This is a genomic window from Streptomyces sp. NPDC102467 (assembly GCF_044765445.1).
GTDB lineage: Bacteria > Actinomycetota > Actinomycetes > Streptomycetales > Streptomycetaceae > Streptomyces.
The window spans coordinates 219,519-234,966 of the sequence record NZ_JBIWKA010000011.1 but is presented as its reverse complement, the minus strand read 5'-3'; the positions used below and the strand labels follow the sequence as shown (position 1 = coordinate 234,966).

Sequence of the window (15,448 nt, the reverse complement as noted above, 5' to 3'; positions counted from 1 at the left end):
CGGGGCACAAGCCCCGCCCCCTCAAAAGTTCGGGCTAGATCTCGATACACGTACGAAGGGCGGAGCCCGTGCGCATCTGGTCCAGCGCCTCATTGATCCCCGCCAGCGGCACCCGGTGGGTGATGAGGGACTCCAGGTCGATGCGGCCCGCCCGCCACAGGGCGATGGCCCGCTCGTAGGACTGGAGGACGTCGCCGCCCCCGTACATCGAGGGCAGGATCCGCTTCTCGTCGAAGAACAGCTCGAACATGTTGAGCTGGAGGAAGTCGTCCATCGCGCCCGCGCCGACGACGACGAGCGTGCCGCCGCGCCGCGTGGTCTCGTACGCGGTGCGGGCCGTGGCCGACTTTCCGACGACCTCGAAGACGTAGTCGAAGCCCTCGCCCGCCGTGACGCGCTGCTTGGCGTCGGGCAGTTCGCCGGGGGCGACCGCTTCCGTGGCGCCGAATTTGAGGGCCGCCTCGCGCCGCGACTCCACGGGGTCCACGGCGACGATCTGCGCCGCGCCCTTGAGCCGGGCACCTTGGATCGCCGAGATGCCGACGCCGCCGCAGCCGATGACCGCGACCGACGAACCCGCCTTCACGTCGGCGGTGTTGATGGCGGCGCCCAGACCGGTGGTGACGCCGCAGCCGATGAGGGCCGCGATGTCGAAGGGGACGTCGTCGGGGATCGGAACGGCGCACCCCGCGTCGACCACGACCTCCTCGGTGAACGTGCCGGTACCGGCGAAGCCGAACACGTCGCCGCCGGGGCGCTTGAAGTTGGGGGTGCCCGCGTTCATGAACCCGGCGAGGCAGAGCTCGGTCTGCCCGCGCTTACAGGCGGGGCAGGTGCCGCAGGCGGGCAGCCAACAGACGAGCACGCGCTGACCGGCTGTCAGATGCGTGACCCCGTCGCCGACTTCGAGGATCTCGCCCGCGCCCTCGTGGCCGGGGACGAACGGGGCGGGCTGCGGCAGTACGCCGTTCATGGCGGAGACGTCGGAGTGGCACAGGCCGGTCGCCCGCACCCGGATTCTCACCTTGCCGGGGCCGAAGCCGACCGCTTCGACGTCGTCCAGTACTTCGAGTTTGCCCTGGCCTATCTCGTGCAGTACGGCTGCTCGCATGGGGTGCGGCTCCTTCGCGTAAGGCGTGATGCGTGCGGTGCGGTGCGTGCTGTCAGCTGTGGTCGATGACGGTGTCGGCCAGGACCGGGGCCTCGTCGCGCTCCACGGCCGCCACCGTCACCCGCACCCGGCCCGGCTCCTGCCACATCCGGATGCGCAACGTCTCGCCGGGGAAGACGACGCCCGCGAACCGGGTGGCGTAGCGGGTGACGCGGGAGACGTCACCGTCGAGGACCGTGTCGACGACGGCCTTGAGCGTCATGCCGTACGAGCACAGGCCGTGCAGGATCGGCTTGTCGAAGCCGCCCAGCTTCGCGAACTCCGGGTCGGCGTGGAGCGGGTTCCAGTCGCCGGAGAGGCGGTAGAGGAGGGCCTGGTCCTCGCGGATCGGGCGGTCGACGGTGCGGTCGGGCTCGCGGGCGGGGACCTCCGGGCGGCCGGAGGGCCCGCGTTCGCCGCCGAATCCGCCTTCTCCGCGGATGAAGATCTGCGCGTCGCTGGTCCACAACGGACCGTCGGCGTCGGCGACTTCGGTGCGCAGGACGACGACGGCGGCCTTGGTCTTGTCGTAGACGGCCGCGACCCTGGCCGTCGTGTGCGCCGCGCCCTTCACGGGGATGGGGCGGTGCAGCTCGATGGTCTGGCCGCCGTGCAGGACGTGGGCGAGGTTCACGTCGATGCCGGGCGCGGCGAGGCCGCCCATCATCGCCATCCCGGCGCCCGCGACCGTCGCGAAGCTCGGCAGGACGTGCAGCTTCGACTCGAGGGTGTAGCGCAGTTCGCCGGGGTCGGTGGCGGGGGTGCCCGCGCCGAGGCCGAGGTGGTAGAGCTGGATGTCCTTGTGGTCCCAGGTGATGTCGGCGGTCCGGGGCGCGGCGGCTACGGCCTTCGCGGCGTCGATGGGCATGGGCGGGCGCTCCTCAGACGGATCGAGCGGTCAAATCCAGCGGCGGATCGAGCGGGCGGATCGAGCTGGTCAAGACCTCGGTGCGGCCGTCCGCACCGTCGGCCGCACCGAGGTCGTCGCGGGCCGGTTCTAGAACCTGTTTCATTCTGCCCGGCGATCCTCATGTATAGCCAAGAGCGGATGGGTTGGGAAGGGCCGGGCCGGGCTTTTCTGACGTTGCGTCAGGTGGTGGGGCGTGACGTGCGGCTGTGACATTTGTACCGGCGAGGTGTGGACACCTCGCATCTGCCGCACCCCCGCCCCTGATCCGTAGCGTCGTGGCCATGACGACGAGGGCGACAGGGACCACAGGGATCACAGGGACCACGAGGACGACGCAGACAGCGGGCGCCGCCACAGGCACCGCACCGGCCGTGTCCTTCACGGGGGCCGTCAAGACGTTCGGGAGCGTGACGGCGGTCGACGGGCTCGACCTGGAGATCGCGGCCGGCGAGACGGTGGCGCTGCTCGGCCGCAACGGCGCGGGGAAGTCCACCACCATCGCGCTGCTGCTCGGCCTGGACGACCCGGACGAGGGGCGCGTCGAACTGTTCGGCGCCGCGCCCCAGGACTCCGTCCTGGCCGGGCGGGTCGGGGCCATGCTCCAGGAGGGCCGGGCCGTGCCCCGGGTCACCGTCGCCGAGCTGGTGGGCTTCGTGGCCGGGCGCTATCCGGCGCCGATGGCCGTGGCGGAGGCGCTGCGGCTCGCCGGGATCGAGGAGCTGGCCGGACGGCGGGTCGACAAGCTGTCGGGCGGCCAGACCCAGCGGGTGCGGTTCGCCGTGGCGCTGGCCGGGAACCCGGCGCTGATCGTGCTCGACGAGCCGACCGCCGCGCTCGACGTAGAGGCGCGGCACGCTTTCTGGGCGTCGATGCGGGCCTTCACCCGGCGCGGCCACACGGTCCTGTTCTCCACGCACTACCTGGAGGAGGCCGACGCCAACGCGGACCGGATCGTCGTCATCGACCGCGGCCGGGTCGTCGCCGACGGCAGCGGCGAGGAGCTGCGCCGGGCGGGCGGCGGCAGCCTGGTCTGCTTCGACCTCGCGGGACGCGGCTCGGAGGGGCTCGGCCAGTTGCCGGGCGTGCTCTCCGTGGAGATCCGCGGCGACCGGGCGCGGCTGCGCACCGAGGACTCGGACGCGACGGTCGTGGCGCTGGCCGCGATGAACGCCGTACGGAACCTGGAGGTCGCCCCGGCCTCCCTCGACGACGCCTTCATGGCGCTGACCGCGGACCCCCGCGACCTGGAGCATGTGTGATGTGGGACTACCTGCGGCTCGAAGTACGGCGCACGCTGCGCGACGGGAAGTTCGTGATCGGCACGATCGCGATGCCCGTGATGATGTACCTCCTGTTCACCAACCTCGGTGATGACGCCGGGGGTTGGAAGACGGCGTCGATGGTCGGCATGGCGGCGTACGGAGCCCTTGGCGCGGCCCTCAACACGGGCGCGGGGGTCGCCGAGGACAAGGCGATCGGCTGGCTGCGGCAACTGCGGATCACGCCGATGACACCGCGCCAAGGTGTCGTCGGGCGGGCCCTGACCGGGGCGGTGACCGTACTGCCCGCGATCACTGCGGTGCTGCTCGCTGGCGCCCTCGTCAACGGCGTACGGATGGACGCCTGGAAGTGGCCGGCCGTCGCGCTGCTGCTGTGGGCGGGCTCGCTGCCCTTCACCATGCTGGGCCTCGGCAACGGCTACCGGCTCACCTCGCAGGCCATGGGCGGCATCAACATGCTCTGCTATCTCGGGCTCGCGGTGCTCGGTGGCCTGTGGTTCCCGGTGGAGCTGTTCCCGGGCTGGTTGCGGCACGTCTCGTCCTTCACCCCGACCAACCGCTTCGCGCAGCTCGGCCGGGCGGTCGCCGACGGGAACGCACCCTCGCTCGCGGCGCTCGGCATTCTTCTCTGCTGGCTGCTGGCCTTCGGTTCGTACGCTGTGGTCTCGTACCGCAGGGCCGCGCGCACCATCTGAGGCACGGCACGGTCGGGCGGCCGCACGGCACGACGGGGAATCGGAGAATGACGGACATGTCCTGGTGGAGCAAGGTCAACGGGCAGTTCCACGAGCTGCGCACGACGCAGGCCGAGTGGAAGGCCGAGAACGAGCGCGTGAAGGCGGAGCGCCGGGCGCGCGGCGAGCACGGCCGACCGCCCGAGGAGCTGGGCCCGCCGCCGACCGGCTTCGCGCTGCTGCCGTGGCTGCTGATGGGCCTGGGCGCCTTCTCCAACATCGTCCAGGGCAAGTCCGGCAACCCGTGGCTCGGCGGCCTGGGCCTGCTCACCTTCAACTCCCTCTACATCTATGTGGTGTTCAGGGCCTTCCACAGGAAAACCCGGAACGCGACGTCGACGCGGGTCGCGCTGGCCCTGATGACGCTGCTGACCTGCGCGCTGGTCAGCGGGTTCGGCGGCAACTGGGTGGCGTTCTTCCCGCTGCTGGGGCTCGCGGCGGGCGCGATCGTGCGCGGCCCGCACCTCGGCAAGGTCGGTCTGGGCCTGAGCGCGCTGGCGGGAGTCGTCGCCGGGCTGAAGGAGGGCTGGGACGCGGTCGGCGCCGTGTACGGCACGTTCCTGTCGATGATGGTGACCGCGGCGATCCTCTCGCTGTCCGAGGCGGTACGTGAACTGCGCGCGGCCCGCGAGGAGTTGGCGCGCCAGGCGGTGGAGAAAGAACGCATGCGCTTCTCCCGCGACCTGCACGATCTGCTCGGCCACACGCTGTCGGTGATCGTGGTGAAGTCGGAGGCTGCGCGGCGGCTCGCGCCGCGCAGCATGGACGCGGCCCTGGAGCAGGTCACCGACATCGAGGCGGTGGGGCGCCAGGCGCTCACCGAGATCCGCGAGGCCGTCACCGGTTACCGCGAGGGCAGCCTCGCCACCGAGCTGGACCGGGCCCGCTCGGCGCTCACCGCCGCCGGTATCGAGCCGGTCGTACGCCAGTCGGGCCCGCCGCTGTCCGCGCAGACGGAGGCGCTGCTGGGCTGGGTGGTGCGGGAGGCGGTGACGAACGCGGTGCGCTACAGCGCGGCCACCACGTGCACGATCTCCGTCGAGGGCGCGGCGGAGCGAGTGCGGCTGCGGGTCGCGGACGACGGGGTGGGCGCGGCAGCGGTGGTCGACCGGGCGGTCGGCGGCACCGGCATCAAGGGCCTCACCGAGCGGCTCGCCACGGCGGGCGGCTCCCTCGATGCGGGGCCCGGCGCGCGTGGCGGGTTCGTGGTGCGGGCCGAACTGCCGGTCGGCGAGCGGGATTCGGCGCCGGGCGCGGCACTGGCGGAGAGCGTCTGACGAGGCCGGGCGGGGTCCGGGCACGTAATCTCTCCCCGTGACAGAGATGCCGCAAGACCACCGGCCGGCCAAGAGTGTGCGTGTCCTGCTCGCCGAGGACCAGGGAATGATGCGGGGCGCGCTCGCGCTGCTGCTCGGCCTGGAGGAGGACATGGAGGTCGTCGCGCAGGTCGCGGCCGGCGACGTCATCGTCGACAAGGCGCTCGAATGCCGTCCCGACATCGCCCTCCTGGACATCGAGCTGCCCGGTTGCAGCGGCCTGGACGCCGCCGCGCTGCTGCGCGACCAGGTGCCGGACTGCCGGGTGCTGATCCTGACGACGTTCGGGCGGCCCGGGTATCTGCGCCGGGCGATGGAGGCGGGCGCCGCCGGTTTCCTCGTCAAGGACGGCCCCGTCGAGGACCTGGCCGAGTCGATCCGCAAGGTGCTGCGCGGCGAGACGGTCGTCGACCCGGCGCTTGCGGCTGCCGCCTTGAGCGCGGGCCCGAACCCGTTGACGTCCCGTGAGGCGGATGTCCTACGGGCGTCGGCGGACGGCGCGACGGTCTCCGACGTGGCCGGGAAACTTCACCTCTCCGAGTCGACCGTGCGGAATTATCTCTCGTCGGCGATCGGCAAGACAGGCACGCGCAACCGCATGGAGGCGCTCCGGGAAGCGCGGCAGCAGGGCTGGCTGTAACGCGCGGCTTTCGTCGTGGCTGGTCGCGCAGTTCCCCGCGCCCCTGGAGCATGCGGCTTCGCCGCAGCCCCATGAAATGGCGCACGCAGTGCGCATTTCAGGGGCGCGGGGAACTGCGCGAGAAGTCCCCGCCGGGCCGCGCTCGGCGACGATTCAGCACCCGGCAATGGCGCCCAGCCCCGGGGCTCCGCCCCGGACCCCGCTCCTCAATCGCCGGAGGGGCTTGAGCTTGCCCGGCCGGAGGCCTTCGGCATCCACACCACCAGCACCACAACCGCCACCACCAATATCCCCGCCCCGCACAAGAACGCGGCGGCGTACCCGCGGGTCAGCGCGGCAGGATCCGCCGACCCCGCGGAGCGACTCGCCGCCACCGTGGACAGGATCGCGAGGCCCAGCGAACCACCCAGCGTCCGGGACGTGTTGACGAGCCCGGAGACGAGACCCGCGTCGCCCGGCGCCGCCCCGGACGTCGCCAGCGAGGCGAGCGGTGTCATCGCGAACCCGGCCCCGGCCATCATCACGATCCCGGGCAGCATGATCGTCGTCACGTACGAGCCGTCCGCGCTCATGGTCGACTGCCACGCGAACCCGGCGGCGGTCACGAGCACACCGGTCACCGCCACGTTCCGTGCCCCGAAGGTCCGCATCAGGCGCGGCGCGGTCTTCGAGCCCGCGACCACCGCGAGCGAGCTGGGCACGAGGGCCAGGCCCGCCTCGATGGGGGTGTAGCCGAGTACGTTCTGCGCGTACAGCGTCATGAAGAACCACATGGCGAAGCTGCCCATGCCGCAGACGAACATCGCCGCGTTGGCCGCGGCCACCGCCCGCACCTTGAACAGGCCGAGCGGCATCAGCGGCAGCCGCGTGCGGGCCTCGACGAGCAGGAACCCCGCGATCAGCGCGAGGGCGACACCCAGCGGCACCAGCGTCGAGGCCGCGCCCCAGCCCTCCGCCTCGGTCTGCACGATGGCGTACGCGAGGGTGGCCGTGCCCGCCGTGACGAGGAGCGCGCCCGGCAGGTCGAGGCGCCGCTCGCCGCCTGCCTTGGACTCGCGGATCCAGCGGACCGCGGCGGCGAGGACGACGGCGCCGAGGGGCACGTTGATGAGCAGCACCCAGCGCCAGTTCAGCCCTTCGGTGAGGACACCGCCGACGAGTCCGCCGGCCGCGCCGCCACCCGCGCCGACGGCGGTCCAGGTCGCGATGGCCCGGGCCCGCGCCGCCCCCTCCGGGACCGCCGAGGTGAGGATCGTGAGGGTGGAGGGGGCGAGCACCGCGGCGCCGAGTCCCTGCACGGCGCGCGCCGCGAGGAGCTGCCAGTCGTCCTGCGCGAGGCCGCCGACCAGCGAGGCGAGGGTGAACAGGCCGAGGCCGACGAGGAACATCCGCTTGCGCCCGAAGAGGTCGCCCGCCCGGCCGCCGAGCAGCATGAATCCGGCGAACGCGATCGAGTACGCGTTCACCACCCATTGCAGGCCCGTCGCGCTGAGCCCGAGGTCGGCGCGCATGGACGGCAGTGCGACGTTCACGACGGACACGTCGAGGACGACGAGGAACTGACCGGCACACGCCACGGCCACCACCAGCCAGGCGGGCGGGGCCGTGCGGGCGCGTATGCCGGGGCCGGAGTCGGCGCCGGAATCAGCGGCCGGTTCGGCGCCGGATTCGGCAGCGGCTTCGGTGCCGGATCGGGTGGCGGTATCAGCGTCGGTTTCGGGCGGGGTCTGCGGCATAGGTGTCATGGTCGCAGTCCAGGGGGACCCCGTACATCAGGATTTCGGCGCACCGGACATGGGCCGGAGGTCATACGTCCCGGGACGTAGGTCCCGGCCGGTCCGGGACGGCTCTCCGAAACCCCCTTGTCCGGGGCTCACCGGTCGCGCAGACTCCCCTGATGGCCACCACGACGCCCTTCTCCCACAAGCCCGTCCTGACCGGCGACAGGACCGTTCTGCGGCCCTTCTCCGAGGACGACGCGGACGTCATGGCCGGCATCCTCGCCGACCCCGAGCTGCTGTACTTCACCGGCGGCGACCCGGCCCCGTTCAGCGAGGAGCACCTGCGTTCCTGGTACGGCTCCCGGGGCGGGCAGCCGGACCGGCTCGACCTGGCCGTGACCGACCGCGCCACCGGCGAGGTGGTCGGCGAGGTCGTGCTCAACGAGTGGGTACCCGAGCACCGCCGCTGCACGTTCCGGACACTGATCGGTCCGCGCGGGCGCGGCCGGGGCTAGGGCCTGTCTGACAATTCCCGTCGTTGCCCGAAGGGCGGCCCTGCGGCGTCTGGTGCGTGCTCTCGGCGTGCCGGGTGCAAGGCCTCGTACTGGACGTACTTGGCCTTGTGCCCGGTGCGGCGAGAGTGCGTGCCAGGCGTCGCGGGGCAGACGGGAATTGTCAGACAGGCCCTAGGCACGGAGGCGATCCGGCTCATCGTCGGGCACGGCTTCGAAATGCTCGGCATGCACCGGATCCAGCTGGAGGCGTACGCGGACAACGACCGGGCCCGGCACGTCTACGAGAAGGTGGGCTTCGTCGTCGAGGGCGTGCGCCGCCACATCGAACTGCGCGACGGGGTCTGGCGCGACGAGGTGCTGATGGCGGTCCTCGCCGACGAGTGGCGGGCCCGCTGAGCTGTCACGCGCGCCGCACCAGCGTGACGACCGCCGCGCCGCCGAGCCCGATGTTGTGCGCGAGCCCGACCCGGGCCCCGGGCACTTGGCGGTCACCTGCCTCACCCCTCAACTGCCAGCTCAGCTCGGCGAGTTGCGCGATGCCGGTGGCGCCGAGCGGGTGGCCTTTGGAGATGAGCCCACCGGAGGGGTTCACGACCCAGCGGCCGCCGTACGTGGTCGCGCCCGACTCGACGAGGTCGCCGGACTCCCCCGCGTCGCACATGCCGAGCGCCTCGTACGTCAGCAGTTCGTTGATCGAGAAGCAGTCGTGCAGCTCGACGACGTCGACGTCTTCGATGCCGAGCCCGGACGTCTCGTACACCTGGCGCGCCGCCTCCCTCGACATCGGCTGTCCGACGACGTCGATGCACGAGCCGGACGCGAAGGACTCGTCCGTGTCCGTGGTCATCGACTGGGCGACGATCTCGACGGCCTTCTCCCCCAAGTCGCGTTCTTCCACGAACCGTTCGGAGACGACGACGGCGGCCGCCGCGCCGTCCGAGGTCGGCGAGCACTGGAGTTTGGTGAGCGGCCGGTGGATGGTCTTCGCGGCGAGGATCTCGTCGACGGTGTACGCGTCCTGGAACTGGGCGTACGGATTGTTCACCGAGTGCCGGTGGTTCTTGGCGCCGACCGCCGCGAGCTGCGCCTCGGTCGTGCCGTACTTCTCCATGTGCTCGCGCGCCGCGTCGCCGAAGATCTGGGCGGTGGGCGGACTCATCTCGAAGCCGTGCCGGGCGGCCATGATCCCGTAGTGGCGGGCTACCGGCGAGGTGGCGAAGTCGCCGCCGTCGGCTCCTCCGCCCAGTGCGCCGCGTTGCATCTTCTCGAAGCCGAGGGCGAGCACGCAGTCACTCGCCCCGCCCTCGACGAACTGCCTCGCCAGCATCAGCGCGCTCGATCCGGTGGCACAGTTGTTGTTGACGTTGTAGACGGGGACGCCGGTCAACCCCAGTTCGTACGCGGCCCGTTGGCCTGCCGCCGAGGCCTGGAAGCAGTAGCCGACGGGGACCTGCTGTACGTCCTCGTAGGAAACGCCCGCGTCGGCGAGCGCGGCCGTCCCCGCCTCCTTCGCCATGTCCCAGTACTGCCAGTCCCGGCTCTCGGGCTTCTCGAACTTGGTCATGCCGACGCCGACCATGTAGGACCTCATGCCTCCGGCCTCCTGCCAGTACCCGCATACCTGACGGTGTGTCAGGTATGGCAGATACTGGCAGGGCGCGCCGTCTAACGGAAGGCCGCGTGGCCCGTCAGCGCCTGGCCGAGGGAGAGCGTGTGCATCTCGGTCGTGCCTTCGTAAGTGAGCACGGACTCCAGGTTGTTGGCGTGCCGGATCACCGGGTACTCAAGGGAGATGCCGTTCGCGCCGAGGATCGTGCGGGCGGTGCGGCAGATCTCGATGGCCTCACGGACGTTGTTCAGCTTGCCGAAGCTGATCTGGGCCGGGTGGACACCGGCCGGCGAGTCCTTCAGCGCGGACAGCTGGAGCGCGGTCAGTGTCGCCTTGTGGAGTTCGAGTGCCATGTCGACCAGCTTCTGCTGGGTGAGCTGGAACGCGGCGATCGGCTTGCCGAACTGCTCCCGCTGCACGGCGTAGTCCCGCGCCGACTGCCACGCCGAGCGGGCCGCGCCCGTGACACCCCAGACGATGCCGTAGCGGGCCTCGTTCAGGCAGGTGAGCGGCGCTCCGACCCCGCGCGCCTCGGGGAGCCGGGCGGATGCGGGCAGCCGTACGCCGTCGAGCACCAGCTCGCTCGTCACGGACGCGCGCAGCGACATCTTGTGTTTGATGAGCGGCGCGGAGAAGCCGGGGGTGTCGGTGGGGACGACGAAGCCGCGCACGCCGTCCTCGGTCTGGGCCCAGACCACGGCGACGGCCGCCACCGAGCCGTTGGTGATCCACATCTTGCGGCCGTCGAGCACCCAGTCGTCGCCGTCGCGGCGGGCGCGCGTGGTCATGGACGCCGGGTCGGAGCCGTGGTCGGGCTCGGTCAGGCCGAAGCAGCCGATGGCCTCGCCCGCCGCCATCTTCGGCAGCCACTCCTGCTTCTGCTCCTCGGAGCCGAACCGGTGGATGGCGAACATGGCGAGGGAGCCCTGCACCGAGACGAAGGAGCGCAGGCCCGAGTCGGTGGCCTCCAGTTCGCGGCAGGCGATGCCGTACGCGCGGGCCGACATGCCGGCGCAGCCGTACCCCTCCAGGTGCATGCCGAGCAGGCCCATCGTGCCGAAGTCGCGGGCGAGTTCGGTCAGGGTGGGCATCTCGCCGCTCTCGAACCACTCGGCGATGTGCGGCTCGACCTTGTCGTCGAGGTACTGGCGGACCGTGTCGCGCACGGCCCGCTCCTCGTCGGTCAGGAGGGCTTCGAGGTTCAGCGGGTCGACGGGGTCGAGGGCGGGGAACGGCATGGTGTCTCAGGCTCCTTGCGGGTGGGGGTGGTCGCCGGGCACGTCGAGAAGGCGGTCGATCTCCGTCTCCCCGTACCCGAGTTCGGCGAGTATGTCGCGGCTCTGCTGCCCGAGGGTGGGCGGTGCGCTGCGCACAGGGGGCCGTTCGCCGCGGAAGGAGACGGGGAACGCGACCTGCTGGAGCGGGCCCACGTCCGGGTGGTCGACCTTGTGCACCATGTCAAGCGCGGCGGTCTGCGGGCAGTCGTAGACCTCGTCGAGGGTGCGGATGGCGGCGACCGGTACGCCCAGCGGCTTCAGCAGGCCGACCCAGTGCGCGACGGGCTCGTCGACGAGGGCCGCCGCCAGCTTGGCGTTGAGGGGCTCTCGGTGCGCCACCCGGTCGCGGTTGGTCGCGAAGCGCGGGTCGTCCGCCCACTCCGGGTGGCCGAGGGCGTCTGCCAGGCGGCGGAACAGGGTGTCGTTGCCGACCGCGATCACGAAGTGGCCGTCGGCGGCCGGGTACGCCTGGTACGGGACGAGGCTGGGGTGGCCCGAGCCGAGGCGGGTGGGGCGCTCGCCGGTGGCGAAGTAGCCGGTGGCCCAGTTGATGTGCAGGGCGAGCTGGGACTCGTAGAGGGACGTGGTGACGTACTGGCCCTTGCCCGTGCGCTCGCGCTCCACGAGCGCCGAGGTGACGCCGATCAGGCCGAAGAGGGCCGCGCCGAGGTCGCCCATCGCGTAACCGGCCTTGACGGGCGGCCCGTCCGGCTCGCCGGTGAGCGACATCAGTCCGGCGCTCGCCTGCGCCACCATGTCGTAGCCGGGCTCGTCGCGCAGGGGCCCGGTGTCGCCGAACGCCGAGATGTGCAGGATGACCAGGCGCGGGTAGCGCGCGCTCAGCTCCCGGTAGTCGAAGAGGCGGGCGAGGGAGGAGCCCGGGCGGAAGTTCTCGACCATCACGTCCGCACCGGCCAGCATCCGGTGCACGGCTTCCTGGCCGCCCGGGGACTTGAGGTCGAGGGTCACCGACCGCTTGTTGCGGTTGGCCGCCAGGTAGTACGTGGCGTCGGGGCCGTTGAAGGGCGGGCCCCAGCCGCGGGTGGGGTCGCCGCCGTCGGGGTGCTCGACCTTGATGACGTCGGCGCCGAGGTCGGCGAGGGACATGGTGGCGTAGGGCCCCGCGAGGATCTTGGAGAGGTCGACGACCTTCATGCCATTCAGGGGCGCCGGTGCGGTCTCGGGCTCAGGCACGGTCGTTCTCCTGCACGTCGGCGAGCGGGACCCGTCCACCATCCGCCAGTTCGGCGAAGTGGTCCAGGGCGGGGCGGGGCAGTGCGGCCGGATCGCTGTCGTCGAGCAGGGCGCTGTAGCTGCGGGCGACGAGGAGGGCGCGGCCGTCCCCCGTGGCGCGGACCTCGTGGTCGGCCTGCTCGTACAGGAGGGTCGCCATGACGGCGCGGGTCAGCTCGTCCGCGTACCGGCCGATCCTCATCTCCTGTTCGTCCGCGGGGAGTTCGAGGAGGGCGTCGCCCTTCTTGCGGAGCAGGTCCCAGCGGTCCGCGGTGGCGGCGCGGTCGCCGTAGGTGTCGGCGAGGGTGCGGTGGGCGGACTGGCGGCGCATGCAGCGCAGGACGTCGAGGGCGATGACGTTCGACGAGCCTTCCCAGATGGAGCCGAGGTGGGCGTCGCGGACGAGGCGCGGGTTGACCCAGTCCTCGATGTAGCCGTTGCCGCCACGGATCTCCATGGCCTCGCCGGTGACGGTGCGGGCACGCTTGCACAGGGTGTGCTTGGCGAGCGGGGTGAGGACGCGGACCAGCGCGCGGGCGCCCGCGTCGCCGTCGTCGGCGGCGGTCAGCCGGGCCGCGGCTTCCACCACCAGATGCAGGGCGGCTTCCGTGTCGAGGATCATCGGCAGCAGCGTGGCCCGCATCAGCGGCTGGTCGAAGAGGGGCGTGCCGAAGACCTCGCGGCCGCGGGTGTGGTCGACCGACTCGCGGACCGCGCGGCGCATCAGGGCGGTGGCGCGCATGGCGTTGGACAGGCGGGAGACGTTGAGCATCTCGGCCATCTGCCGGAAGCCGTCGGTGAGTTGGCCGACGGGGGTGGCGTACGCCTCTTCGAGGGTGACCTCGCCGCTGGCGATGGACTTCGAGCCGAGCTTGTCCTTGAGGCGGTCGATACGGACCGCGTTGCGGGTGCCGTCGGGGCGCAGCCGTGGTACCAGGAACATGCCGAGGCCGCGGGTGCCCTCGCCCTGGCCCGGGACGCGGGCGAGGGTGAGCATCACGTCGGCGCCCGGGTTCGAGGCGAACCACTTCTTGCCGGTCAGGATCCAGTGCCCGCCCTGCTCGGTGGCGACGGTCGCGGTGCGTCCGACGTCGGTGCCGCCCTGCTTCTCCGTCATGAACATCGCGCCCGTGGCCCGGAGTTCGGGGTCGGTGGAGGACAGTGCGGCTATCTCGTCCGCGTACCGCTCGGGGTCGAACAGGCGCAGGATGCGGGCGGCCGAGTCCGTCATGGAGAGCGGGCAGGCCATGCCGAACTCGGCCTGTACGTAGAGGTAGGACAGGGCGTACTTGACGGTGTGCGGGACCTTGGCCGGCCAGCCGAGGACGCCGGGCCTGTGGGACATCGCGGCGAGTCCGAACCGCTCGTAGGCGATGGCGGCGGCCCTGTCGTGGGCGGGGTGGAAGACGATCTCGTCGATACGGGTGCCGTCGGCGGCGTACTGGACGAGCCGCGGCGGATTGGCGTCGGCGAGCGCGGCCTGCCGGTCGAGGTCGCCCGCGGCCACCTCGCCGAGCTCGGCGAGGAGCGGCTCGACGCGGGTGCGATCCTCTGCGGACAAAATGCGGTCGAGGAGGGGGCGTAGGGCGGGGTCGCGGTCGGCATAGTTCATGGGACTTCCAGGTGTCGGGTCGGACGGGTTGCCGTCACGGGGCGCTGCCCCGGACCCCGCTGCTCAATCGCCGCAGGGGCTTGATTTGGGCCCGTGTGTCGCCCGTGCGGGCCAGCAGCGGCAGCACACCCGCGAGGGTGATCGCGGTGTAGGCCAGGCCGAGGGCGACGACGGGCCAGATCGAGTGGAAGGTGTTCAGCAGGTACTGCGAGACGATCGGCGCGGTCCCGGCGAAGACGGTGGTGCAGAGCTGGTACGAGAGGGACATGCCGGTGTAGCGGACCTCGACGGGGAAGACGCGGGCGAGGATCCCGGCGAGTGCCGCGTAGTACATGGCGTGCGGGAAGGTGGCGAGGCCCATGCCGAGGACGGCGAGCCAGAAGTTCCCGGTGCCGACGAGCACGAACATCAGCGGCAGTACGGCGAACTCGGGGATCAGCATCCACAGCACGGCCTTGCGCACGGGCCACTTGCTCGCGAGTACGGCGCCGAAGGGCTGCACGATCACCTGCACGACGAGGGCGAGCGCGATGACGGTGAGGAAGCCGGACCGGTCGAAGTCCAGGTCGGACGTGGCCCAGGAGAGCGCGAACGTCGTCTTCACGTAGGTGATGGCGACCCCGGCGGTGCCTGCGATGACGCCGAGGAAGACGAGCCGCGGGTAGCGGGTGAGCACCTCCTTGATGGGCAGTTTGACCGGCTTGTTGCGGGCGAGGGCCTCCTGCATCTCCGGGGTCTCGGCGAGCCGCAGCCGGATGAAGAGGCCGACGGCGACGAGTACGGCCGAGAACAGGAACGGCACGCGCCAGCCCCACGACTCGAAGGCGCTGTCGGAGAGTTGGGCGATGCCGAGGAAGGCGAGGGTGGCGAGGAGGTTGCCGACCGGGGAGCCCTGTTGGGCGAAGGCTCCGTAGAGCAACTTCTTCTTGGGCGGGGCGTATTCGGTGGCGATGAGCACGGCCCCGCCCCATTCGCCGCCCATGGCGACGCCCTGGACCATGCGCAGCAGGACGAGCAGGATCGGTGCGGCCGCGCCGATCTGGTCGTAGCCGGGGAGCAGGCCTACGCAGAAGGTGGCGCCGCCCATCATGGTGAGCGTGACGACGAGGGCCTTCTTGCGCCCGTATTTGTCGCCGAAGTGCCCGAAGATCACGCCGCCGAGGGGGCGGGCCAGGAAGCCGACCCAGAAGGTGGCGAACGCGGCGAGGGTGCCGACGGCCGGTGAGGCGCCGGTGAAGAAGATCTTCCCGAGGACCAGCGCGGACGCCGACCCGTAGATGTAGAAGTCGAACCACTCGATGGTGGTGCCGACGAAGGCGGTGACGCCGGCGCGGCGGGCGTCGCGGGCGAGCCTGGGGTCGGGCTCGGCCGGGGCGTCGGGCACGGCGGGGGTGTCGTGCTGCATGCGAGCGTCCTCTCGTTGCGGCAGATCCCGCAGCGGAGGGCGACGA

13 protein-coding genes and 2 pseudogenes are annotated in these 15,448 nt (G+C 71.6%); 6 read left to right on the top strand and 9 right to left on the bottom strand.

Annotated features, from left to right (window positions below; translation table 11 throughout):
* Positions 1-34: 34 nt before the first annotated feature.
* From ACIREE_RS24205 to ACIREE_RS24195, 3 genes are read right to left on the bottom strand one after another with little or no spacing between them, the layout of a single operon-like run.
* Positions 35-1,111: a Zn-dependent alcohol dehydrogenase gene (locus ACIREE_RS24205; RefSeq protein ID WP_404155727.1), complete on the bottom strand. Its 1,077-nt coding sequence runs from the start codon at positions 1,109-1,111 to the stop codon at positions 35-37.
* Positions 1,112-1,163: 52 nt separating this feature from the next.
* Positions 1,164-2,018 (bottom strand): MaoC/PaaZ C-terminal domain-containing protein, encoded by an 855-nt coding sequence (locus ACIREE_RS24200; protein WP_404155724.1) that lies wholly within the window; start codon positions 2,016-2,018, stop codon positions 1,164-1,166.
* Positions 2,019-2,031: 13 nt separating this feature from the next.
* On the bottom strand, positions 2,032-2,163 hold the full coding sequence (locus ACIREE_RS24195; RefSeq protein ID WP_404155721.1) for a hypothetical protein: 132 nt from the start codon (positions 2,161-2,163) through the stop codon (positions 2,032-2,034).
* Positions 2,164-2,431: 268 nt separating this feature from the next.
* Here ACIREE_RS24195 and ACIREE_RS24190 point away from each other — a divergent pair, with 268 nt between their 5' ends.
* The 4 genes from ACIREE_RS24190 to ACIREE_RS24175 are packed head-to-tail and all read left to right on the top strand — an operon-like array spanning position 2,432 to position 6,030.
* Complete coding sequence (locus ACIREE_RS24190) at positions 2,432-3,319, top strand: ATP-binding cassette domain-containing protein (protein ID WP_404156071.1); 888 nt, start codon at positions 2,432-2,434, stop codon at positions 3,317-3,319.
* A complete protein-coding gene (locus ACIREE_RS24185; RefSeq protein WP_404156068.1) occupies positions 3,319-4,035 on the top strand; it encodes an ABC transporter permease in 717 nt (238 codons plus the stop codon). Before ACIREE_RS24190 ends, ACIREE_RS24185 begins: the two co-directional genes overlap by 1 nt.
* 56 nt (positions 4,036-4,091) lie before the next feature.
* Positions 4,092-5,351, top strand: a complete 1,260-nt coding sequence (locus ACIREE_RS24180) for a histidine kinase (protein WP_404156065.1) — start codon at positions 4,092-4,094, stop codon at positions 5,349-5,351.
* Between the two features lie 46 nt (positions 5,352-5,397).
* Positions 5,398-6,030: a response regulator gene (locus ACIREE_RS24175; RefSeq protein WP_404156062.1), complete on the top strand. Its 633-nt coding sequence runs from the start codon at positions 5,398-5,400 to the stop codon at positions 6,028-6,030.
* 206 nt (positions 6,031-6,236) lie between these two features.
* On the opposite strand, the gene ACIREE_RS24170 is transcribed toward ACIREE_RS24175, so the two are convergent.
* A complete protein-coding gene (locus tag ACIREE_RS24170; RefSeq protein ID WP_404155718.1) occupies positions 6,237-7,766 on the bottom strand; it encodes an MFS transporter in 1,530 nt (509 codons plus the stop codon).
* A gap of 161 nt (positions 7,767-7,927) precedes the next feature.
* Between ACIREE_RS24170 and ACIREE_RS24165 the strand changes: the two are divergent.
* A pseudogene (locus tag ACIREE_RS24165) lies at positions 7,928-8,263 on the top strand (GNAT family N-acetyltransferase); the annotation flags it as partial.
* 174 nt (positions 8,264-8,437) lie between these two features.
* A pseudogene (locus tag ACIREE_RS24160) lies at positions 8,438-8,662 on the top strand (GNAT family N-acetyltransferase); the annotation flags it as partial.
* A 4-nt stretch (positions 8,663-8,666) separates the two neighbouring features.
* Here the strand turns inward: ACIREE_RS24160 and ACIREE_RS24155 are convergent.
* The 5 genes from ACIREE_RS24155 to ACIREE_RS24135 form a co-directional block, all read right to left on the bottom strand.
* Entirely contained in the window at positions 8,667-9,857 is a 1,191-nt protein-coding gene (locus ACIREE_RS24155) for a lipid-transfer protein (RefSeq protein ID WP_404155715.1), read from the bottom strand.
* 74 nt (positions 9,858-9,931) lie between these two features.
* Positions 9,932-11,113 (bottom strand): acyl-CoA dehydrogenase family protein, encoded by a 1,182-nt coding sequence (locus tag ACIREE_RS24150; protein ID WP_404155712.1) that lies wholly within the window; start codon positions 11,111-11,113, stop codon positions 9,932-9,934.
* Positions 11,114-11,119: 6 nt separating this feature from the next.
* Entirely contained in the window at positions 11,120-12,346 is a 1,227-nt protein-coding gene (locus ACIREE_RS24145) for a CaiB/BaiF CoA transferase family protein (RefSeq protein WP_404155709.1), read from the bottom strand.
* Entirely contained in the window at positions 12,339-13,997 is a 1,659-nt protein-coding gene (locus ACIREE_RS24140) for an acyl-CoA dehydrogenase family protein (RefSeq protein WP_404155705.1), read from the bottom strand. Before ACIREE_RS24140 ends, ACIREE_RS24145 begins: the two co-directional genes overlap by 8 nt.
* Positions 13,998-14,031: 34 nt before the next feature.
* Positions 14,032-15,402 (bottom strand): MFS transporter, encoded by a 1,371-nt coding sequence (locus tag ACIREE_RS24135; RefSeq protein ID WP_404155702.1) that lies wholly within the window; start codon positions 15,400-15,402, stop codon positions 14,032-14,034.
* Between the last annotated feature and the right edge of the window lie 46 nt (positions 15,403-15,448).

Coding starts and splice junctions, on each gene's coding strand:
- ACIREE_RS24205 (WP_404155727.1), bottom strand. CDS start 1,111: ATGCGAGCAGCCGTACTGCACGAGATAGGCCAGGGCAAACTCGAAGTA.
- ACIREE_RS24170 (WP_404155718.1), bottom strand. CDS start 7,766: ATGCCGCAGACCCCGCCCGAAACCGACGCTGATACCGCCACCCGATCC.
- ACIREE_RS24150 (WP_404155712.1), bottom strand. CDS start 11,113: ATGCCGTTCCCCGCCCTCGACCCCGTCGACCCGCTGAACCTCGAAGCC.
- ACIREE_RS24135 (WP_404155702.1), bottom strand. CDS start 15,402: ATGCAGCACGACACCCCCGCCGTGCCCGACGCCCCGGCCGAGCCCGAC.
- ACIREE_RS24185 (WP_404156068.1), top strand. CDS start 3,319: ATGTGGGACTACCTGCGGCTCGAAGTACGGCGCACGCTGCGCGACGGG.
- ACIREE_RS24155 (WP_404155715.1), bottom strand. CDS start 9,857: ATGAGGTCCTACATGGTCGGCGTCGGCATGACCAAGTTCGAGAAGCCC.
- ACIREE_RS24180 (WP_404156065.1), top strand. CDS start 4,092: ATGTCCTGGTGGAGCAAGGTCAACGGGCAGTTCCACGAGCTGCGCACG.
- ACIREE_RS24200 (WP_404155724.1), bottom strand. CDS start 2,018: ATGCCCATCGACGCCGCGAAGGCCGTAGCCGCCGCGCCCCGGACCGCC.
- ACIREE_RS24175 (WP_404156062.1), top strand. CDS start 5,398: ATGCCGCAAGACCACCGGCCGGCCAAGAGTGTGCGTGTCCTGCTCGCC.
- ACIREE_RS24140 (WP_404155705.1), bottom strand. CDS start 13,997: ATGAACTATGCCGACCGCGACCCCGCCCTACGCCCCCTCCTCGACCGC.
- ACIREE_RS24195 (WP_404155721.1), bottom strand. CDS start 2,163: ATGAAACAGGTTCTAGAACCGGCCCGCGACGACCTCGGTGCGGCCGAC.